The 18,525-nt window shown below is 68.7% G+C and carries 25 protein-coding genes; 24 read left to right on the forward strand and 1 reads right to left on the reverse strand.

The annotated features are described in order from the left end of the window. Positions 1-2 precede the first annotated feature (2 nt). From rplX to CEP17_RS12210, 20 genes are all read left to right on the forward strand, one after another. Positions 3-362, forward strand: a complete 360-nt coding sequence (rplX, locus tag CEP17_RS12115) for a 50S ribosomal protein L24 (RefSeq protein ID WP_005050505.1) — start codon at positions 3-5, stop codon at positions 360-362. 2 nt (positions 363-364) lie between these two features. Then, a complete protein-coding gene (gene rplE / locus CEP17_RS12120) occupies positions 365-955 on the forward strand; it encodes a 50S ribosomal protein L5 (protein WP_036284609.1) in 591 nt (196 codons plus the stop codon). Between the two features lie 86 nt (positions 956-1,041). Next, the gene (gene rpsH, locus CEP17_RS12125; RefSeq protein ID WP_005050503.1) at positions 1,042-1,440 is read left to right on the forward strand and encodes a 30S ribosomal protein S8; all 399 of its coding nucleotides are present in this window, start codon (positions 1,042-1,044) and stop codon (positions 1,438-1,440) included. 6 nt (positions 1,441-1,446) lie between these two features. Then, positions 1,447-1,983 carry a 50S ribosomal protein L6 gene (gene rplF, locus CEP17_RS12130; protein WP_036318323.1) on the forward strand — a complete coding sequence of 179 codons (537 nt, stop codon included), beginning with the start codon at positions 1,447-1,449 and terminating at the stop codon, positions 1,981-1,983. A gap of 2 nt (positions 1,984-1,985) precedes the next feature. Beyond that, a complete protein-coding gene (rplR, locus tag CEP17_RS12135; protein WP_005050501.1) occupies positions 1,986-2,345 on the forward strand; it encodes a 50S ribosomal protein L18 in 360 nt (119 codons plus the stop codon). A gap of 32 nt (positions 2,346-2,377) precedes the next feature. Next, positions 2,378-3,022: a 30S ribosomal protein S5 gene (rpsE, locus tag CEP17_RS12140; protein ID WP_269429743.1), complete on the forward strand. Its 645-nt coding sequence runs from the start codon at positions 2,378-2,380 to the stop codon at positions 3,020-3,022. After that, entirely contained in the window at positions 3,022-3,207 is a 186-nt protein-coding gene (gene rpmD, locus CEP17_RS12145) for a 50S ribosomal protein L30 (RefSeq protein WP_023954062.1), read from the forward strand. Before rpsE ends, rpmD begins: the two co-directional genes overlap by 1 nt. Then, positions 3,207-3,794, forward strand: a complete 588-nt coding sequence (rplO, locus tag CEP17_RS12150) for a 50S ribosomal protein L15 (RefSeq protein WP_005050498.1) — start codon at positions 3,207-3,209, stop codon at positions 3,792-3,794. The genes rpmD and rplO overlap by 1 nt, the downstream gene beginning before the upstream one ends. Before the next feature lie 109 nt (positions 3,795-3,903). Next, positions 3,904-5,241 (forward strand): preprotein translocase subunit SecY, encoded by a 1,338-nt coding sequence (gene secY, locus CEP17_RS12155; RefSeq protein ID WP_036284611.1) that lies wholly within the window; start codon positions 3,904-3,906, stop codon positions 5,239-5,241. After that, positions 5,238-5,828 (forward strand): adenylate kinase, encoded by a 591-nt coding sequence (locus CEP17_RS12160; protein WP_112932412.1) that lies wholly within the window; start codon positions 5,238-5,240, stop codon positions 5,826-5,828. Before secY ends, CEP17_RS12160 begins: the two co-directional genes overlap by 4 nt. Further along, positions 5,828-6,658 carry a type I methionyl aminopeptidase gene (gene map, locus CEP17_RS12165; RefSeq protein ID WP_112932413.1) on the forward strand — a complete coding sequence of 277 codons (831 nt, stop codon included), beginning with the start codon at positions 5,828-5,830 and terminating at the stop codon, positions 6,656-6,658. Before CEP17_RS12160 ends, map begins: the two co-directional genes overlap by 1 nt. A 160-nt stretch (positions 6,659-6,818) precedes the next feature. Then, entirely contained in the window at positions 6,819-7,850 is a 1,032-nt protein-coding gene (locus tag CEP17_RS12170; protein WP_162722448.1) for a type IV toxin-antitoxin system AbiEi family antitoxin domain-containing protein, read from the forward strand. A 198-nt stretch (positions 7,851-8,048) separates the two neighbouring features. Beyond that, positions 8,049-8,735, forward strand: a complete 687-nt coding sequence (locus CEP17_RS12175) for a thioredoxin domain-containing protein (RefSeq protein WP_112932415.1) — start codon at positions 8,049-8,051, stop codon at positions 8,733-8,735. Between the two features lie 159 nt (positions 8,736-8,894). Continuing rightward, positions 8,895-9,116, forward strand: coding sequence for a translation initiation factor IF-1 (gene infA / locus CEP17_RS12180; RefSeq protein ID WP_005050493.1), 222 nt, complete (start codon positions 8,895-8,897; stop codon positions 9,114-9,116). A gap of 73 nt (positions 9,117-9,189) precedes the next feature. Next, entirely contained in the window at positions 9,190-9,306 is a 117-nt protein-coding gene (rpmJ, locus tag CEP17_RS12185) for a 50S ribosomal protein L36 (protein ID WP_005050492.1), read from the forward strand. 299 nt (positions 9,307-9,605) lie between these two features. Further along, positions 9,606-9,986, forward strand: a complete 381-nt coding sequence (gene rpsM / locus CEP17_RS12190; RefSeq protein WP_036320304.1) for a 30S ribosomal protein S13 — start codon at positions 9,606-9,608, stop codon at positions 9,984-9,986. A gap of 36 nt (positions 9,987-10,022) precedes the next feature. Then, the gene (rpsK, locus tag CEP17_RS12195; protein WP_005050490.1) at positions 10,023-10,421 is read left to right on the forward strand and encodes a 30S ribosomal protein S11; all 399 of its coding nucleotides are present in this window, start codon (positions 10,023-10,025) and stop codon (positions 10,419-10,421) included. A gap of 120 nt (positions 10,422-10,541) precedes the next feature. Then, complete coding sequence (locus CEP17_RS12200) at positions 10,542-11,531, forward strand: DNA-directed RNA polymerase subunit alpha (RefSeq protein ID WP_005050489.1); 990 nt, start codon at positions 10,542-10,544, stop codon at positions 11,529-11,531. Positions 11,532-11,614: 83 nt separating this feature from the next. Next, positions 11,615-12,202, forward strand: coding sequence for a 50S ribosomal protein L17 (gene rplQ, locus CEP17_RS12205; RefSeq protein WP_112932416.1), 588 nt, complete (start codon positions 11,615-11,617; stop codon positions 12,200-12,202). A gap of 114 nt (positions 12,203-12,316) precedes the next feature. Continuing rightward, entirely contained in the window at positions 12,317-13,402 is a 1,086-nt protein-coding gene (locus CEP17_RS12210) for a GNAT family N-acetyltransferase (RefSeq protein WP_239498523.1), read from the forward strand. 37 nt (positions 13,403-13,439) lie between these two features. Here CEP17_RS12210 and CEP17_RS12215 read toward each other — a convergent pair whose 3' ends face one another. Next, positions 13,440-15,392 (reverse strand): acyltransferase family protein, encoded by a 1,953-nt coding sequence (locus CEP17_RS12215; RefSeq protein ID WP_112932418.1) that lies wholly within the window; start codon positions 15,390-15,392, stop codon positions 13,440-13,442. A 197-nt stretch (positions 15,393-15,589) separates the two neighbouring features. Between CEP17_RS12215 and CEP17_RS12220 the strand changes: the two genes are divergently transcribed. From CEP17_RS12220 to CEP17_RS12235, 4 genes are all read left to right on the forward strand, one after another. Next, positions 15,590-16,486, forward strand: a complete 897-nt coding sequence (locus tag CEP17_RS12220; protein ID WP_112932419.1) for a carbohydrate kinase — start codon at positions 15,590-15,592, stop codon at positions 16,484-16,486. 41 nt (positions 16,487-16,527) lie between these two features. After that, positions 16,528-16,839: a putative quinol monooxygenase gene (locus tag CEP17_RS12225; protein ID WP_112932420.1), complete on the forward strand. Its 312-nt coding sequence runs from the start codon at positions 16,528-16,530 to the stop codon at positions 16,837-16,839. Positions 16,840-16,874: 35 nt separating this feature from the next. Further along, positions 16,875-17,711: a tRNA pseudouridine(38-40) synthase TruA gene (gene truA, locus CEP17_RS12230; RefSeq protein WP_036320338.1), complete on the forward strand. Its 837-nt coding sequence runs from the start codon at positions 16,875-16,877 to the stop codon at positions 17,709-17,711. A 77-nt stretch (positions 17,712-17,788) separates the two neighbouring features. Then, on the forward strand, positions 17,789-18,478 hold the full coding sequence (locus CEP17_RS12235) for an endonuclease/exonuclease/phosphatase family protein (RefSeq protein ID WP_036320341.1): 690 nt from the start codon (positions 17,789-17,791) through the stop codon (positions 18,476-18,478). Positions 18,479-18,525 lie beyond the last annotated feature (47 nt).

Here is an 18,525-nt window from a genome sequence, read left to right on the forward strand (position 1 = left end):
TCATGGCCAAGATCAAGAAGGGTGACCTCGTTCAGGTCATCACTGGCAAGAAGCAGGACAAGGGCGGCGACCGCGGCAAGCAGGGCAAGGTTCTCGACGTTCTCGTCGAGCAGAACCGCGTCATCGTCGAGGGCGTCAACTACGTCACGAAGCACAACCGCGTGGGCCAGTCCCAGCGCGGGACCAAGACGGGCGGCATCGAGACGATGGAAGCCCCGATCCACATCTCCAACGTCGCCCTCGTCGACCCCTCGACCAAGAAGCCGACCAAGGTCGGTCACCGTGTCGAGGAGCAGACGAAGGATGGCGTGAAGCGCACCGTTCGCGTGCGCTACGCGAAGAAGAGCGGCAAGGACCTCTGAACATGAGCAGCACCACTGCCGCGGCGGCTGGCAAGATCCAGCCCCGCCTGAAGCAGAAGTACCAGGGCGAGATCAAGAAGGCCCTGCAGGACGAGTTCGGCTACGCCAACGTCATGCAGATCCCCGGGATCGTCAAGGTCGTCGTGAACACCGGCGTCGGCGAGGCGGCTCGCGACTCCAAGGTGATTGATGGTGCGGTCGACGACCTCACCAAGATCACGGGTCAGAAGCCCGTCGTCACCAAGGCCCGCAAGTCCATCGCACAGTTCAAGCTGCGTGAGGGCCAGGCCATCGGTGCGCACGTCACCCTCCGCGGTGACCGCGCGTGGGAGTTCCTGGACCGCCTCGTGAACCTCGCTCTGCCGCGCATCCGCGACTTCCGCGGCCTGTCGCCCAAGCAGTTCGACGGTCACGGCAACTACACGTTCGGTCTGCAGGAGCAGTCGGTCTTCCACGAGATCAACCAGGACAAGATCGACCGCGTCCGCGGCTTCGACATCACGATCGTCACCACGGCGAAGACGGATGACGAGGGCCGGTCGCTGCTGCGCCAGCTGGGCTTCCCGTTCAAGACGGACGAGAACCAGGCCTGACACCCCCGACCTCTCCGGTCGGCCCATCAAGAAGGTCGGCTGTCGTGTAACGGCATCCGAAACCGCTGAACAAAGGAAACCAAGAAATGACGATGACAGACCCGGTCGCTGACATGCTGACCCGTCTGCGCAACGCGAACTCGGCGCACCACGACTCCGTGTCGCTGCCGAGCTCGAAGCTCAAGACCCACATTGCCGAGATCCTCCAGCAGGAGGGCTACATCTCCGGCTGGGAGGTCTCCGACGCTCGTGTCGGCCAGACCCTCACGCTCACGCTGAAGTACGGCCCGAACCGCGAGCGGTCGATCGCCGGCATCAAGCGCGTCTCGAAGCCCGGCCTGCGCGTGTACGCACGCTCGACCGAGATCCCCAAGGTCCTCGGCGGCCTGGGCGTCGCGATCCTGTCCACCTCCTCCGGTCTTCTCACCGACCGCCAGGCAGAGCAGAAGGGCGTGGGTGGGGAAGTCCTCGCCTACGTGTGGTGATCTGACATGTCGCGTATTGGACGTCTTCCCATCGACATCCCCGCCGGCGTGACCGTTTCGGTCGACGGCCAGGATGTCACGGTCAAGGGCCCGAAGGGCGAGCTCGCGCTCTCCGTCTCCAAGCCCATCGAGGTCAAGGTCGAGGAGAACCAGGTTCTGGTCTCCCGTCCCGACGACGAGCGCGAGTCGCGTTCGCTGCACGGACTGACCCGCACCCTGATCAACAACAACATCATCGGCGTCACCCAGGGCTACACCAAGGGCCTCGAGGTCGTCGGCACCGGTTACCGCGTCGCGCAGAAGGGGACGGCGGTCGAGTTCGCGCTCGGCTTCTCGCACCCCGTGCTGGTCGAAGCGCCGGCCGGCATCACGCTGACCGTCGAGGGCAACAACAAGCTCACCGTCAGCGGCATCTCGAAGCAGGCCGTCGGTGAGGCCGCCGCGAACATCCGCAAGATCCGCAAGCCCGAGCCCTACAAGGGCAAGGGTGTGCGTTACGCGGGCGAGGTCGTTCGCCGCAAGGCCGGAAAGGCTGGTAAGTAATCATGGCTGTCAAGTCGAAGAGCGACGCGCGTTCGCGTCGTCACCTGCGCCTTCGCAAGAAGGTCGTGGGCACCGAGGCCCGTCCGCGCCTTGTCGTCACCCGTTCGGCCCGCCACGTCTTCGTCCAGCTCGTGGACGACAGCAAGGGCGTGACCGTCGCGTCGGCCTCGACTCTCGAGTCGGACCTGCGCACGTTCGACGGTGACAAGACCGCCAAGGCCCGCAAGGTCGGCGAGCTCGTCGCCGAGCGCGCCAAGGCGGCCGGCTTCTCGGACGTCGTGTTCGACCGCGGTGGCAACCGCTACGCGGGCCGTGTCGCAGCGATCGCCGAGGGCGCCCGCGAGGGAGGTCTGAACCTGTGAGCGATGCAACTACTCAGAATGTGGAGAACGAAGTGACCGAGCAGGCTGCGGCCACCGCTCCCGTCGAGCGCGAGGCCCGCGAGCCCCGTCGTGGCGGTCGCGAGCGCAACCCCAACCGCGACCGTGGTTCGCGCGACGCCGAGAAGAGCCAGTTCCTCGAGCGCGTCGTGACGATCAACCGCGTGTCGAAGGTCGTCAAGGGCGGTCGCCGCTTCAGCTTCACGGCGCTCGTCGTCGTGGGCGATGGCAACGGTCTCGTCGGCGTCGGCTACGGCAAGGCGCGTGAGGTTCCCCTCGCCATCTCCAAGGGTGTCGAAGAGGCCAAGCGCAACTTCTTCCGTGTGCCGCGCACCGGCTCGTCCATCCCGCACCCGGTGCAGGGTGAGGCCGCTGCCGGTGTCGTGCTCCTGCGTCCGGCTGCCGCCGGTACCGGTGTTATCGCCGGTGGTCCGGTGCGCGCCGTGCTCGAGTGCGCCGGCATCCACGACGTGCTCTCCAAGTCGCTCGGCTCGTCGAACACGATCAACATCGTGCACGCGACCGTCGAGGCGCTGAAGCAGCTCGAGGAGCCCCGCGCGGTCGCCGCTCGTCGCGGTCTCGACTTCGACCAGGTGGCTCCCGCCCGTCTGATCCGTGCCGAGGCTGACGCCGCGGCCGCTGCGAAGGTAGGTGCCTGATGGCCGCGCGTCTCAAGGTGACCCAGGTCAAGTCCAAGGTGAGCGAGAAGCAGAACCAGCGCGACACGCTGCGTTCGCTCGGTCTGAAGCGGATCGGCGACTCGGTCGTCCGTCCCGACGACGCGCAGACGCGCGGCTACGTCAAGACTGTCGCCCACCTCGTCAAGGTTGAGGAGATCGACTGATGGCCGAGAAGGCTGAGAAGGCGACCGAAGAGGTCGCTGTGAAGAACACCGAGAAGAAGGCCGCCGCCAAGCCGGCTGCCAAGAAGACCGCCGAGAAGCCGGCCGCGAAGAAGGCTCCCGCCAAGAAGGCGGATGCCGAGGTGTCGCGCCCCGGTGTGCTCAAGGTCCACCACCTGCGTCCGGTTCCCGGCTCCAACACCGCGAAGACCCGTGTCGGTCGCGGTGAGGGCTCGAAGGGTAAGACCGCCGGTCGTGGCACCAAGGGCACGAAGGCCCGCTACCAGGTGAAGGTCGGCTTCGAGGGCGGTCAGATGCCGCTGCACATGCGTACGCCGAAGCTGCGCGGGTTCAAGAACCCGTTCCGCGTCGAGTACCAGGTGGTCAACCTCGACAAGCTGGCCGAGCTGTACCCGGCCGGTGGCGACGTCACCGTCAGCGACCTCGTCGCCAAGGGTGCGGTGCGCAAGAACGAGAAGGTCAAGGTGCTCGGCACCGGCGACATCTCGGTCAAGCTCACCGTCGCCGTCGACAAGGTCTCGGGTTCGGCCGAGCAGAAGATCGTCGCCGCGGGCGGTTCGGTCAAGTAATTCCACGGCAGGGGCCGGAGGCGAGCCTCCGGCCCCTGTTGCCGTACTCTGGAAGCGGTGTCCTCGGACCCGCATCGAGACACCGGTCAGCTCTCTGGAGGAAATCCCCTTGTTCAGCGCCGTCAGCGCCATCGCGCGGGTCTTCCGCACCCCGGATCTCCGGCGGAAGATCTTCTTCACCCTCGCGATCATCGCCATCTATCGCCTTGGTGCGCACGTTCCGGCGCCCTTCGTGAGCTTCCCGAACGTGCAGTCCTGCCTCCAGCAGACCGGTTCTGCGAGTGAGGGTCTGCTCTCGCTCGTCAACCTGTTCTCCGGCGGCGCGCTCCTGCAGCTGTCGATCTTCGCGCTCGGCGTCATGCCCTACATCACCGCGACGATCATCGTGCAGCTGCTGCGCGTCGTGATTCCGCACTTCGAGGCGCTGTACAAGGAGGGGCAGGCCGGTCAGGCCAAGCTCACGCAGTACACCCGCTACCTGACGATCGCGCTGGCGCTCCTGCAGTCCACCACCCTGGTGACGGTGGCACGCTCGGGTCAGCTCTTCGGCACGACCGGCATCGCCGAGTGCAACGCGCTGCTCACCAACGACGTGTGGTGGGCCCAGCTGCTGATGATCATCACGCTGACCGCCGGCACCGGCCTCATCATGTGGTTCGCCGAGCTCGTCACCGAGCGTGGCGTGGGCAATGGCATGTCCATCCTCATCTTCACCTCGATCGCGGCACAGTTCCCGGCGGCCATGTGGGCCATCGCCACGTCGCGCGGTTTCGAGGTCTTCCTCCTCGTGCTGGCCGTCGGCATCGTCGTCGTCGCCCTCGTCGTCTTCGTCGAGCAGTCGCAGCGGCGCATCCCCGTGCAGTACGCCAAGCGCATGGTCGGGCGTCGCACCCTCGGCGGCACGAATACGTACATCCCGATCAAGGTGAACATGGCGGGCGTCGTGCCGGTCATCTTCGCCTCGTCGCTGCTGTACATCCCGGCACTGATCGCCCAGTTCAATCAGACGCCGGACGCCAACGGCAACATCCCCGGCTGGGTGACGTGGATCCAGCAGTATCTGACGAAGGGCGATCACCCGCTCTACATGCTGCTGTACTTCCTGCTCATCGTCGGGTTCACCTACTTCTACGTCGCGATCACGTTCAACCCCGTCGAGGTCGCCGACAACATGAAGAAGTACGGCGGATTCATCCCCGGCATCCGTGCCGGTCGGCCCACGGCGGAGTACCTCGACTACGTGCTGACCCGCATCACGCTGCCGGGCTCGATCTACCTCGGGCTCATCGCGCTGCTGCCGCTGGTGGCGCTCGCGACGGTCAGCGCCAACCAGAACTTCCCGTTCGGCGGCGCCTCGATCCTCATCATCGTCGGTGTCGGTCTGGAGACGGTCAAGCAGATCGACGCGCAGCTGCAGCAGCGTCACTACGAAGGGCTGCTGCGATGACCGCCGCGCGACTTCTCATCATCGGACCGCAGGGTTCCGGCAAGGGCACGCAGGGCGTGCGCATCGCCGACGCCCTCGGTATCCCCGCCGTGTCGACGGGGGACGTGTTCCGTGCCAACGTGAAAGAGGGCACGGAACTCGGTCTGAAGGTCAAGGCGATCATCGACGCGGGCGACCTCGTCCCCGACGCGCTCACCGGGGAGATCGTGCGCGATCGCCTGGCCCAGCCGGATGCCGCCGGTGGTTTTCTCCTGGACGGCTACCCGCGCAACCTCGGACAGGTGGGCGACCTCGACGGTTTCCTGGACGAGAGGGGCGAGCCCCTCACCGCGGTCATCGAGTTGGTGGTACCGCGCGACGAGTCCATCCAGCGGCTGTCGCTGCGGGCGGCCGAGCAGGGTCGCGCCGACGACAACGCCGAGTCGATCGCGAAGCGTCTGGCCATCTACGAGTCCGAGACGGCGCCCATTCTGGACGTCTACCGCGAGCGCGGCATCGTCGACCAGATCGACGGTGTCGGCTCCCTGGACGAGGTGTACGCGCGCATCCAGGACGCCCTGGCAGCTCGCGGCATCGCCGCTTCCTGATGGGACTTCGGCGCTCCCTGTACAAGACCCCGGCGCAGCTGCGTGCGATGGTCGAGCCGGGTCTGATCACGGCGGCCGCGCTGGACGCGGTGCGCGCACTGATCGCCCCGGGCGTGACCACGGCTGAGCTGGATGCCGCGGCATCCGAGGTCATCCTCGCCCGCGGGGCCGAGTCGAACTTCCAGCTCGTGCGCGGCTACCGCCACACGACCTGCATCTCGGTCAACGACCAGGTCGTCCACGGCATCCCCGGGGAGCGCGTGCTTGAGCCGGGCGACATCGTGTCGATCGATGCCGGTGCGCAGTTCAAGGGCTGGAACGGCGACTCGGCCATCACGGTGGTCGTCCCCGGCGGGGATCCGGTTGTGCAGGCGTCGCGCGAGCGGCTGTCGCAGGTGACGGAGGGCTCGCTCTGGGCGGGCGTGGCCGCGCTCGCGTCGGCGTCGCGCGTCGGAGAGATCGGTGACGCGGTGCAGGGCTACATCGAGCGCTCGGGGGAGAGCTACGGCATCCTTCGCGACTACGTCGGCCACGGCATCGGCCGCCGGATGCACGAGGGCCCGACGATCTTCAACTACCGGGTGTCCGACCTGGGCCCCGCGGTGCGTCCCGGCCTGTGTGTCGCGATCGAACCGATGATCACCGCCGGCTCCGAGGAGACCTTCGTCGAGGACGACGACTGGACGGTCACGACCGTCGACGGCAGCGACGGAAGCCACTGGGAGCACAGCGTCGCCGTTCACGAGAACGGCGTGTGGGTGCTGACCGCCGCCGACGGCGGCGCCGCCGGTCTCGCCCCCTTCGGCGTCACCCCCACGCCCATCGCCTGACCCCGCGCTGCGCGCACTCTGCTCCCCGCGAGCCGCCATCCTCGGCGCGAGCCGACATCATCGGCCGCGCCGCAGGATGTCGGCTCGGCGCCGCAGGAGCGGCTCGCGTGGTGCGCGAAGGTTCCTCCCCAGGGCACCCCGCGGGCGGCTGTTGTCCACCGTGGGCGAAGAGGGAGATCCGGATGCCGCTGCGGCGGTGATCGTGGACGGCATGCTGGTTTCCGAAGCGCGCACCCTCCTCGCTTCCCGTGAGGAGCTCGAACGCAGAGGGCGTTCGGCGCGAGACGTCGCTGCGGCGGTGCGGCACGGATCCCTCATCCGTGTGGATCGCGGGTGTTACGCCGAGGCGGAACGGTGGCGCGGCGCCCACAGCGAAGGGCGTCACCTGATGCGCGTCGTCGCTGCTGAACGTCGTCGCACGGGGAACTCCGAGCTCGTCTACTCCCATGCCTCGGCGGCCGTCCTCTGGGAATTGCCGCTGTTTCGCGTCGAACCCCGCCGCGTGCACCTCAGCGGACGCGCAGCGAGCGGGCACGTACGCGCATCCGAGCCGTTGGTCGCACGTCACCAGGTTGCCGTCGCCTCGAGCGACAAGACGATGCGCCAGGGCGTGGTCTGCACCGGACTGGCCCGCACGGTCGCGGACGTGCTGCGCTCGGCATCCTTCGAGACAGGACTCTCCCTCGCCGACGCCGCGCTTCGCCGTGCCGCCTGGTCGTGGAACGGGTACGACGTGGAGGCGGCGGAGAGTCTGCGCCGGCAGGTTGCGCAGCGGCTGCCTTCGGGAGGCCGCGGAGTTCGCGCGGCCCGGCGGATGCTGGAACTCGCCGATGGTCGTGCCGCTTCGCCGGGGGAGAGCGTGAGCCGGCTCTACATCGGCGACCTCGGCTTCGCCACGCCGCGTCTGCAGGTCCCGGTCGCCGGTCCGGGCTCGCGCCTGTTCCATGTCGACTTCGCGCTGGATGACGTCGGAGTCTGGGGCGAGTACGACGGCGAGGGAAAGTACCTCGATCCTGCGATGCGGGGCGAGGGCGTCGGGGTGGAGCGGGTGGTCATGGAAGAGAAGCAGCGCGAGGACTGGATCCGCGGGACCACGGGACGGCGACTCGTGCGCTGGGGCACGGCTGACATCGCCACGGCAGCCCACCTGGGTGCACGCCTGCGCGCGTTCGGCATCCATCCGCAACGCTGACCCGTCACGCCGAGCCGCCACGAAGGTGCCGAACCGACGCGAAAGGGCGCGCGAGAACATGGCGGGTCGGGGGAGACGTAGCGGCTCGGCGGGATGGGGGCGGGTGAAGTCACGGCTTTCACGGGCAACGCATAAGAGTGCGTGAGCCACAATGGTAGGACGGCGGCGACAGCCGCACATCGGAGAGGCATCGAGGTTATGGCGCAGGCAGCAGCGGGTAAGAGGAACTGGTTCGCGATCTGGGTGAGCGTGGCGGTCGTCGTCGTGGTCGCGCTGGTCATCGCGCTCGTGGTGTGGATGAACCGGGCAGCCACGGACCCCGGTACGGCACCGGCGGGTGCGGGCATCAACCAGGAGACGGGCGCGATCGCCGTCGGCTCGGGAGAGCAGACCCTCGACACCTACATCGACTTCATGTGCCCCATTTGCAACCAGTTCGAGACCACGTATGGCCCCGAGATCCTCGATCTGGCGAACAAGGGCACGATCACGCTCAACATCCACCCGATCGCGATCCTGGACCGCTACTCGCAGGGAACCAACTACTCGACGCGGTCCGCCAACGCCATGTACTGCGTCGCGCAGGCCGACCCCGACAAGGTCGTCGCGTTCATGCAGGCGATGTACAAGAACCAGCCCCAGGAGAACTCGACGGGCCTGACCGATCAGCAGATCATCGACATCGCGAAGGGCGTCGGCGTCACGGGTATCGACTCGTGCGTGACGGACGGCACCTATTCGAAGTTCGTCACCTCGATGACGCAGAAGACGCCGGTCCAGCCGGGCTCGAGCGGCATCGGCACGCCCACTCTCGCGATCAACGGAACGGTCATCTCGAACCAGACCATTCCGGCGAAGGGCCAGTTCGCCTCCCTCTTCAAGTGACGCGCGTCTGAGACGAGCGAGAGGGCCGTACGGCAGTTTGCCGTGCGGCCCTCTATCACGTACACTGAATCTTTGGTGCCTTGCGCCTTCATTGGCGTGTCGCCGCACCACATCCCACTCACCGCAGACCGACCGGTCTGCACAAGCGTCAGCGAGGCTATGGCTAAGAAAGACGGTGTCATCGAAATCGAGGGCGTCGTGTCTGAAGCGCTGCCCAACGCGATGTTCCGCGTTGAGCTCACCAACGGACACAAGGTACTCGCCACGATCTCCGGCAAGATGCGGCAGAACTACATCCGCATCATCCCCGAAGACCGCGTCGTCGTGGAGCTCTCGCCCTACGACCTCACGCGCGGTCGCATCGTCTACCGCTACCGCTAGACCGGTCGAGAAGTAACGAGCGGGCGGATGCCGCGGCATCCCGTCCGACTCGAAGACAGCGAACAGGAAAATCATGAAGGTCAACCCCTCCGTCAAGCCCATCTGCGACCACTGCAAGGTCATCCGTCGCCACGGTCGCGTCATGGTGATCTGCAAGTCGAACCCGCGTCACAAGCAGCGCCAGGGTTGAGTCGGAGCGCATCACCGCGGCGAAGCCGCGCTGATCCGCTCACGACTCAAGGTTGAGCAAGGCCGCGCAGCGGCCGAGCCGAAACCTCAGCACGAAGACACAACTCCATACCGCGAACGGCGCGTTTCGACTCGCTGCGCTCGCTCAACGACCAGTGGTCCGAGAACGGCGCAACGTTCGCACCGACTGGAAACAGTCAGCACACAGGCAGGATCAGATCCTCTTCGGAGGGGACACCTCGGGGCGGAGGCCCGGGCACCGATCCTGCTCCACACCTCCACTACTCCTAGGAGAACCGCATGGCACGTCTTGCCGGCGTTGACATCCCGCGCGACAAGCGCGTGGTGATCGCCCTCACGTACATCTACGGCATCGGCCGTACCCGTTCGGTCGAGATCCTCAAGGCCACCGAGATCGACGAGTCGATCCGCGTCAAGGACCTCACCGACGACCAGCTGGTCGCGCTGCGCGACCACATCGAAGGCAACTACAAGGTGGAGGGTGACCTGCGCCGTGAGGTCGCCGCCGACATCCGCCGCAAGGTCGAGATCGGCTCGTACGAGGGTCTGCGTCACCGCCGCGGCCTTCCGGTGCGCGGTCAGCGCACCAAGACCAACGCGCGTACCCGCAAGGGCCCGAAGCGCACCGTCGCCGGCAAGAAGAAGGCCGGCCGCAAGTAAGCGCGGCCCCCGGTACAGGTTTAGGAGAACAGACACATGGCACAGGCCAAGACCGCTGCGCGCAAGCCGCGCCGCAAGGAGAAGAAGAACATCGCGCTGGGCCAGGCCCACATCAAGTCGACGTTCAACAACACGATCGTTTCGATCACCGACCCCTCGGGCGCTGTCATCAGCTGGGCGTCCTCGGGTGGAGTGGGCTTCAAGGGCTCGCGTAAGTCGACCCCGTACGCCGCCGGCATGGCCGCCGAGTCGGCCGCCCGCCAGGCCGCCGAGCACGGCGTCAAGAAGGTCGACGTCTTCGTGAAGGGCCCGGGTTCGGGTCGCGAGACCGCGATCCGTTCGCTGCAGGCCGCCGGCCTCGAGGTGGGGTCGATCTCCGACGTCACCCCGCAGGCGCACAACGGCTGCCGCCCGCCGAAGCGTCGCCGCGTCTGACTTCCGGGCCGGGTGCCCCCGCATCGCGGGCGGCACCCGGCATCCGTCGTCTTTGAAAACTCAACACCTCTTGCAATCGCACGTGTCATATAGCGGGCACGTGACGGAAAGGAACACATAGTGCTCATTGCACAGCGTCCCACTCTGACCGAGGAGAAGATCGGCGAGTTCCGCAGCCGCTTCGTCATCGAGCCGCTGGAGCCCGGCTTCGGCTACACGATCGGCAACGCGCTGCGCCGCAGCCTGCTGTCCTCGATCCCCGGCGCGGCTGTCACCAGCATCCGCATCGACGGCGTGCTGCACGAGTTCAGCACCATCCCGGGCGTGAAGGAGGATGTCACCGAGATCATCCTCAACATCAAGCAGCTGGTCGTCTCCTCGGAGCGCGACGAGCCGATCACCGCCTACCTGCGCAAGACCGGCGCCGGCGAGGTCACCGCCGCCGACATCTCCGCTCCGGCGGGTGTCGAGGTGCACAACCCCGAGCTGGTCATCGCGACGCTCAACGACTCGGCGAAGTTCGAGCTCGAGCTCACGATCGAGCGCGGCCGTGGCTACGTGTCGGCCACCCAGAACCGCAACGAGTACGCCGAGGCGGGCCAGATCCCGATCGACTCGATCTACTCGCCCGTTCTGAAGGTCTCGTACCGCGTCGACGCCACGCGTGCCGGTGAGCGCACCGACTTCGACAAGCTCGTCCTGGACGTCGAGGCCAAGCCGTCGATCTCCCCGCGCGACGCCGTCGCGTCGGCCGGGCGCACGCTCACCGAGCTGTTCGGTCTCGCTCGCGAGTTGAACGTCGAAGCCGAGGGCATCGAGATCGGTCCCGCGCCGGTCGCCGAGGTTCTCACCAACGAGCTGTCGATGCCGATCGAGGACCTCGATCTGTCGGTGCGTTCGTACAACTGCCTCAAGCGCGAGGGCATCAACACGGTGTCGGAGCTGGTCGCCCTCTCCGAGACGCAGCTGATGAACATCCGCAACTTCGGTCAGAAGTCGGTCGACGAGGTGCGCGACAAGCTCGTCTCCCTCGGCCTGTCGCTGAAGGACTCGGTCCCCGGGTTCGACGGTGCGCACTTCTACGGCGGCTACGACGACGAGGCCCTCTGAGCCTCCGCGCTCGCAACGGCAAGACCTTCTGCGCGCACCGGCCCCGACCGGTTCGCTGACCTTTTCCCTCTGGAGTAACTGACATGCCCAAGCCCACCAAGGGTCCCCGCCTCGGAGGCGGCCCCGCCCACGAGCGTCTGCTGCTGGCCAACCTGGCCTCGGCGCTGTTCACCCACAAGTCGATCACGACGACCGAGACCAAGGCCAAGCGCCTGCGCCCGCTCGCCGAGCGCATGGTCACGTTCGCCAAGCGTGGCGACCTGCACGCGCGCCGTCGTGTGCTGTCCGTCCTCGGCAACAAGGACGCCGTCCACGAGCTGTTCGCCGAGATCGCGCCGCTGGTCGCCGAGCGTGAGGGCGGCTACACCCGCATCACGAAGATCGGCAACCGCAAGGGCGACAACGCGCCGATGGCTGTGATCGAGCTCGTCCTCGAGCCGGTCAACCCGAAGCCGAAGTCGACCAAGAAGGCGGCCGCTGCCGCTCCGGCCGCCACCCCGGCCAAGGATGAGGATGCCGCCGAGGAGACCGCCACCGACGCGGTCGCCGAGGCCGACGAGGCTCAGGATGCCGCGGACGAGGTCGTCGCCGACGCCGCCGCCGCCGCAGGTGCCGAGTCGCCCGAGGAGGGCGCCGCGGCCGAGGCTGCTGCCGAGGACGCCGCGAAGTAAGCACGGCTGTCGTTCGAGAAGGCCCGCACCCATCAGGGGTGCGGGCCTTCTCGTTTCGCGCCTCGGCCGGCTCCGCGCGTGCGCGCCACGCGCGTCCCAACTACAGTGGCCCGAGTGAGTGAGCCATCGCTGAGTGCACGCATCGACCAGTCCCGCCGCCGGTCCGGATCCGAGCTCGGACCGGTGCTGCCACGGCATCCGGAGGTCGCGTCGTGGCGCACCGCGACGGCCGACGACATCGACGCCATCCACGCCGTGATGGTGGCGGCGGAGCGTGTCGACCACCCGACCTGGACCACTCCGCGCGAGGACGTCGCCGACACCTTCGATCTTGCGCACATCGACCACTCCCGCGACACCGTGCTGGCGCTGGATGCCGAGGGTACCGTGATCGCGTTCGGAAGCTCCTTCCTCCACCCTTCGCGCGAGGGCGCCCTGAACGTGCACCTGTCGGGTGCGGTGCTGCCGACGCTGTGGCGCCGCGGGATCGGCAGCGCGGTGTTCGGCTGGCAGTACGCGCGCGGCCTCGAGCAGCTGGCGGAGGCCGCGGGTGCGCTGCCCGACGTGCCGGGGGAAGACTGGAGCGCTCAGCTGCGGGTGTACGCCGAGGAGTCGAACCGCGGGAATCAGAGGCTCGCCGAGTCGGCGGGTCTGGCCGCCGAACGCTGGTTCGCCACGATGCTGCGGGATCTGACCGACGGTGCGCCGGAGGTGTCGCTGCCGGCCGCGGCGCGGGAGGGCGGGCTGCGCATCGTGGCGTACACGCACGATCGTGATGACGACGCCCGTCTGGCGCGCAACGATGCGTTCCGCGATCACTGGGGAAGCCTGCCGAGCCAGCCCGAGTCGTGGGCCAAGTTCGTCGGCGGCGAGTTCTTCCGCGCCGATCTGTCCCGGCTGGTCGTCGAGGCCGACGGCACCATCGCCGCTTTCTGTCTCGCGTCGGTGAACGAGGAGGACTGGGCGAGTCTGGGCGCCTCGAACTCGTACATCGACCTCATCGGTGTCGTGCGGGCGCGCCGTCGGCAGGGACTGGCTCCCGCGGTCGTCGCGGCGACGTTGCGCGCGATCGCCGATGCCGGTCTGCAGAAGGCGGTGCTCGACGTCGACACCGCCAGCCCGACGGGCGCCGATGCCCTCTACGAGGGGCTGGGCTTCGTGGCGGACGAACGGTCGGTCGCCCTGGTCGCGCACATCTGAGGCGCCCGCTGCGCACGCCCGCGGCGCCGCGGGCGGCTCAGGACGACGGTGCGGGGGCGAACGTCCGACTCGTCGCCCAGCGGATCAGCTGCACCTGGTAGCGCGTCTGCGCGCGCTGATTCGCCACGGCATCGACGGCGTGGGTGACGGTGTCGGCGTAGATGCGCCCGCCGGTCTCGCCCGGATGGATGCCGTCGCCGGCGAGCACATCGGCGTGCGGCGCGATCGCGCCGGACCAGTCGGCGATGACGACGCCGGGATGGCTCGCCGCGAACGCGCTCAGCTCGGCATTGACGCCCGGGATCCAATCGCGGGGAGCGAACGCCGTGACCAGAACGAGCGTGCGGTCGCGACCGACGCGGTCGTAGATGTCCTGGAGGGCGTCCGAATCGACGGGGCCGTTGGTGCCGAGGCCCACGACGACGTAGTCACGCAGGGCACCCTGGTCGGAGAGCCGGTCGATGATCTTGCTGCCCGCCCACATCGAGCGCGAGACCTCGGCGTCGATCTGCACGCCGGGCAGCTCATCGAGCAGGCCGCCGGCCGAGGCCAGCATCACCGAGTCACCGACGGCCGTCACCCGGTCGCCGCTCACGGTGACCGGTGCCGGGGGCAGCGGCTCGCCGTCGGGGCCCTGCGTCGCCGTGGCGGTGGGTGTCGCCGTGGGTGCCGCGGCGCTGCCGCCCGACGGAGTGGGGGCGGCGGATGCCGCGTCGAGCGCGCGCTGGCCCGCCTCGACCACCGCCTGGCTGGAGCTGACTGGCGGGGCGGCGGCGACTGCGGCCGTCGTGCCGCCGAGCACGAGCGCCCCGACACCGACGGTCGCGATCGCGCCGAACCGCCGTGACGGCGTGGAGTGCAGGCGCGCCCACAGTGCTCGCCCCGCGCCCCGGAAGCCGAGCCGGCGCACGGGCTGTTCGAGCAGGCGGTACGAGGCCGCGGAGACGCCGAGGGTGAGGGCGGCGGCGCCGAGCCCGACGCTGACCGGCACGGATTCCTCGAGGAAGCCGCCCGTGGTCGCGAGGGCGAGCAGGACGACGATGGGCCAGTGCCACAGGTAGATGCCGTAGGAGCGCTCGCCGATCCAGCGCAGCGGCGCGACGTCGAGGGCGTGCCCGAACCAGGAGCCGGCGTGTGTCGCCGTCGCGATCGCGACCGCGGTCAGTGCACTCGCGATCGCCGGCACGAGCGGATAGCGCTCCGCCCCGCCCGGCAGCGCACCGACGATGATGATGCCGATCACACTCGCCGTGCCGATGACCGCGGTCCAGGCGGGCACGACGCCGCCGATGGACGGGCGCGCGGACGCGCTCCACGCGGTGCGCCCGGCGAGCGCGAAGGCCAGTGCGACGCCGAGCAGCAGGCCGAAGGCGTGCGTATCGGTGCCGTAATACGCGCGCGTCAGGTCGACCGAGCCCGCGCCGACGCCCACGAGCTGCGCTGCCCAGGCCAGGGATGCCGCGGCCAGGACCATCGCGACGGCGGCGCGCATGCCGCGGCGTGGCAGCAGGAGGAACACGGGCAGAAGCAGCGGCCAGAGCACGTAGAACTGCTCCTCCACCGCGAGCGACCACAGGTTTCGCAGCAGCTCGGGCTGCGTCCCGGCGAAGTAGGACGCGCCGGCCGAGATCGACGCCCAGTTGGAGGAGAACGTGATCGCGCCGAGCACCTGTCGACCGAGCCCCAGCAGAACGTCCCCACCGATGAGCCAGGCGACGCTGGCGCTCACGGTGACCACCACGGCGAGGGCCGGCAGCAGCCGGCGGGCGCGGCGCGCCCAGAACGCGCCGAGGGCGATGCGGCTGGTGCGGTCGTGTTCGCGCAGCAGCAGCGACGTGATGAGGAAGCCCGAGATGACGAAGAAGACGTCGACGCCGACGAAGCCGCTCTGCAGGAGCCAGCCGGGGAACAGGTGGTACACGACCACGAGCAGCACGGCGAGCGCGCGCAGGCCGTCGAGGCCGGCGAAACGAGGGGAGGGGGAGGTCATGGCGGGCACTGGGGTTCCGAGGGGGTTCCGGGGCGGTTCCGTGGTGATTCGGAGCGAGTTCCGTGGGCCGTCTCGCCGGCCACGTCGGGTCGGTGCGAGCGGATCTTCCAGTGTACGTACCCTCCCTGAACGTCGGGCGTCGTCTACACCGACTGCTGATGACGCGCGCGCCGCGTGCGGTGCGCCAGACTGGTCGTATGGATACGGATGTGCTGGTCATCGGTGAGGCGCTCATCGACATCGTCGAGAGCGCCGAGGGCGACCGCGAGCTCGTCGGTGGCAGCCCTGCCAACGTCGCCGTGGGCCTTGCCCGGCAGGGACACGCGGTGCGTCTGCTGACCCGACTGGGGCGCGACGAGCGCGGCGCGCGGATCGCCGCCCAGATCGCCGAATCCGGCGCCGTCGTCGACGAGGAGTCATGGACGGATGCCGCGACCTCCACCGCCCGCGCACGACTGCGTCCGGACGGTTCCGCCGAGTACGAGTTCGCGATCGACTGGGCGGTTCCCGCGGCATCCCTGGACGGAACCCGTGTCGTCCACACCGGTTCGATCGCGCTCTTCCTGGAGCCGGGCGGCAGCGCCGTGCTGGAGGTTCTGCGTCGCGCCGCCGACACGGGTGCGGCGCTGGTGACGCTCGACCCGAACATCCGCCCGGCGCTCGTCGGCGCGCACGAGGTCGCGCTCGCACGCTTCGCCCAGGCCGCGGCATCGGCCGATCTGGTCAAGCTGAGCGACGAGGACGCCGCGTGGCTGTACCCGGGGTTGGACGCCGACGCCGTGCTGCACCAGGTCGCCGCCTACGGGCCACGCGTGATCGTCATGACCCGAGGCGGCGAGGGCGCCGTCGGGCTGGGACCCGGTGGTGTGAGCGCCGTCGATGCGCTGGCTGTCACGGTCGTCGACACGATCGGTGCCGGCGACGCGTACATGGCGAGCCTCATCTCCAGCGCGCTGGACGATCCTGCGATCTTCGAGGACGCCGCCTCGTTCGCCGCGGCGCTGCGCCGTGCCGCCGTCACCGCCGGCATCACCGTCTCGCGGGCCGGTGCGAACCCGCCGACCCGTGCCGACGTGGACGAGCGTCTCGGCTGAGCCGGGTGCGCGCGTCCCACCCACAAGAAAGGTCTCCTGTCATGACTGTTGTCGTCACCGCCGTCTTTCAGCCCGTCGAGGGCCAGCGCCCGGCACTCATCGAGGCGCTCAGTGCCGCCATGCCCGCCGTCCACGCCGAGGAGGGGTGTCTGCTCTATGCCATCCACGCCGCCTCCGACGGGACGGTCGTGATGATCGAGAAATGGGCGGAGCCCACCGCCCTCGCCGCGCACGCGCAGGGCGACGCCGTGAAGGCCCTGCAAGCCGCCGTCACCGGCCTGGTGACCGGGCCCGCCGAGGTCGTGACGATGACTCCTGTGCCGGCCGGGACGCCGTCCCAAGGCGCTCTGTGACGACAGGCGAGGTCGTTTCCGACTCCGCGGGAGGCGTGCGGCTGCGCCTCGATCTCGCCTACGACGGCACGGACTTCCGCGGGTGGGCCCGTCAACCGGGTCTGCGCACCGTTCAGGGCACGCTCGAGACAGCACTGGCCCGCGTGCTCGGCGGCGATCCGCAGCTGGTCGTGGCGGGTCGAACCGACGCCGGGGTGCACGCGGCCGGGCAGGTCGCCCACCTCGATCTCACCGATCGGCAGCAGCAGCGGCTGTCGTCCAGCCGCGCCGGCACCGCCGAGGCGCTGGCTGCCCGCATCAACGGCGTGCTCGGTGCCTATCCCGACGTCGTGGTGCACCGCACCGCCGTCGCACCGGACGGTTTCGATGCGCGGTTCTCGGCCGTCTGGCGACGCTACGAGTATCGCATCGCCGATCGCATCGCCGGCTACGACCCCCTCGAGCGCGTGCGCACGACCAGCGTGAAGGCCGCGCTGGACGTGGACGCGATGGATGCCGCGGCACGGTCGCTCATCGGTCTGCACGATTTCGCGGCGTATTGCAAATGGCGGGAGGGGGCGACCACGATCCGCACCCTGCTGGAGTTCGGCTGGGGTCGAGACGATCACGGCATCCTGATCGCGCGCGTGAAAGCCGACGCGTTCTGCCACAGCATGGTGCGCGCCCTCGTCGGTGCCTGCGCGGCGGTCGGCGAAGGGCGGCTGAAGATCGCCGACGTCGCCGCGATCCGCGACGGCGGGGTGCGCACGAGCGACGTGAAGGTGCTCGCGGCCCGCGGTCTCACCCTCACCGAGGTCGGCTACCCCGCCGATGACCTGCTGGGTTCCCGCGCCGCGCAGACGCGCGCACGCCGCAGCCTCGACGCTGACTGAGCCGGCCGGGTCCCGTTGTCAAGACGGAGCAGATTCCTAGGACCGCCGCTTAGGCTGAGAGCGACGGAAGGCGGGGGATGAAGGTCATCTCGTACAACCTCAACAAGCACAAGGCGATCGGCGAGCTCGGCGAGCTGGTCGAGAGCACGGGGGCCGACGTCCTCTGCCTGCAGGAGGCGGTCTCCAGCGACCTGCCGTCGCAGATCGGCGATCTGCACCTGGCCGAGGCGACGGCACGCAACCGGCTGGGACTTGCGCTGTACTACCGGCGAAGCATCTTCGATGCGCGCGAGGTGCGCGCGCTCGCGCTGAAGAAGTCGCTGCACGACCGTGTGCTCAAGCCCGCGGAGGAGCGCATGCTGGCGGTGCGCCTGCACGACATCGACCTCGGCCGCGAGGTGATCGTCGCGAGCTTCCACGCCGCCCCGCTGACCGCGCTCAACTCGCTGCGGCGCAAGCAGATCCAGGCCGCGCTGGAAGAGCTCTCCAGCCTCGGCCCCGACCTGCCGATCCTCATGGTCGGCGACTACAACTATCCGGTGTTCAAAGAGAACCTCGGCCAGCACGTGCGTGAGTCCGGATATGAGCTCACCCTGAGCGATGCCCGCACGTATACGCGCTACAAGTTCTTCCGCGGCCACTACGACTTCGCGACGAGCGTGGGGTTCGACATCGCGACGATCACGACGCTGCCGCAGGGGCGCAGCGACCACCTGCCCATTCTGATCACTGCCGAGCCGCGCGCCCTGGCCCCGCGCACCCCCTGACCCTCTTTGTCACGGCCCACGATTCTGTGGCCGTGCGGTGCCGCGGC

Source organism: Microbacterium sp. PM5 (assembly GCF_003293595.1).
Classification (GTDB): Bacteria; Actinomycetota; Actinomycetes; order Actinomycetales; family Microbacteriaceae; genus Microbacterium.

Bases quoted from the DNA above. Each gene is read 5' to 3' on its own strand.
- rplO (WP_005050498.1), top strand. From the start codon at position 3,207: ATGGCCGAGAAGGCTGAGAAGGCGACCGAAGAGGTCGCTGTGAAGAAC.
- rplQ (WP_112932416.1), top strand. From the start codon at position 11,615: ATGCCCAAGCCCACCAAGGGTCCCCGCCTCGGAGGCGGCCCCGCCCAC.
- CEP17_RS12220 (WP_112932419.1), top strand. From the start codon at position 15,590: ATGGATACGGATGTGCTGGTCATCGGTGAGGCGCTCATCGACATCGTC.
- map (WP_112932413.1), top strand. From the start codon at position 5,828: ATGGGACTTCGGCGCTCCCTGTACAAGACCCCGGCGCAGCTGCGTGCG.
- rpmJ (WP_005050492.1), top strand. From the start codon at position 9,190: ATGAAGGTCAACCCCTCCGTCAAGCCCATCTGCGACCACTGCAAGGTC.
- rplF (WP_036318323.1), top strand. From the start codon at position 1,447: ATGTCGCGTATTGGACGTCTTCCCATCGACATCCCCGCCGGCGTGACC.
- rplR (WP_005050501.1), top strand. From the start codon at position 1,986: ATGGCTGTCAAGTCGAAGAGCGACGCGCGTTCGCGTCGTCACCTGCGC.
- CEP17_RS12215 (WP_112932418.1), bottom strand. From the start codon at position 15,392: ATGACCTCCCCCTCCCCTCGTTTCGCCGGCCTCGACGGCCTGCGCGCG.
- rpsH (WP_005050503.1), top strand. From the start codon at position 1,042: ATGACGATGACAGACCCGGTCGCTGACATGCTGACCCGTCTGCGCAAC.
- infA (WP_005050493.1), top strand. From the start codon at position 8,895: ATGGCTAAGAAAGACGGTGTCATCGAAATCGAGGGCGTCGTGTCTGAA.
- rpsM (WP_036320304.1), top strand. From the start codon at position 9,606: ATGGCACGTCTTGCCGGCGTTGACATCCCGCGCGACAAGCGCGTGGTG.
- CEP17_RS12235 (WP_036320341.1), top strand. From the start codon at position 17,789: ATGAAGGTCATCTCGTACAACCTCAACAAGCACAAGGCGATCGGCGAG.
- rpsK (WP_005050490.1), top strand. From the start codon at position 10,023: ATGGCACAGGCCAAGACCGCTGCGCGCAAGCCGCGCCGCAAGGAGAAG.
- CEP17_RS12225 (WP_112932420.1), top strand. From the start codon at position 16,528: ATGACTGTTGTCGTCACCGCCGTCTTTCAGCCCGTCGAGGGCCAGCGC.
- rpmD (WP_023954062.1), top strand. From the start codon at position 3,022: ATGGCCGCGCGTCTCAAGGTGACCCAGGTCAAGTCCAAGGTGAGCGAG.
- CEP17_RS12160 (WP_112932412.1), top strand. From the start codon at position 5,238: ATGACCGCCGCGCGACTTCTCATCATCGGACCGCAGGGTTCCGGCAAG.
- CEP17_RS12175 (WP_112932415.1), top strand. From the start codon at position 8,049: ATGGCGCAGGCAGCAGCGGGTAAGAGGAACTGGTTCGCGATCTGGGTG.
- rplX (WP_005050505.1), top strand. From the start codon at position 3: ATGGCCAAGATCAAGAAGGGTGACCTCGTTCAGGTCATCACTGGCAAG.
- rplE (WP_036284609.1), top strand. From the start codon at position 365: ATGAGCAGCACCACTGCCGCGGCGGCTGGCAAGATCCAGCCCCGCCTG.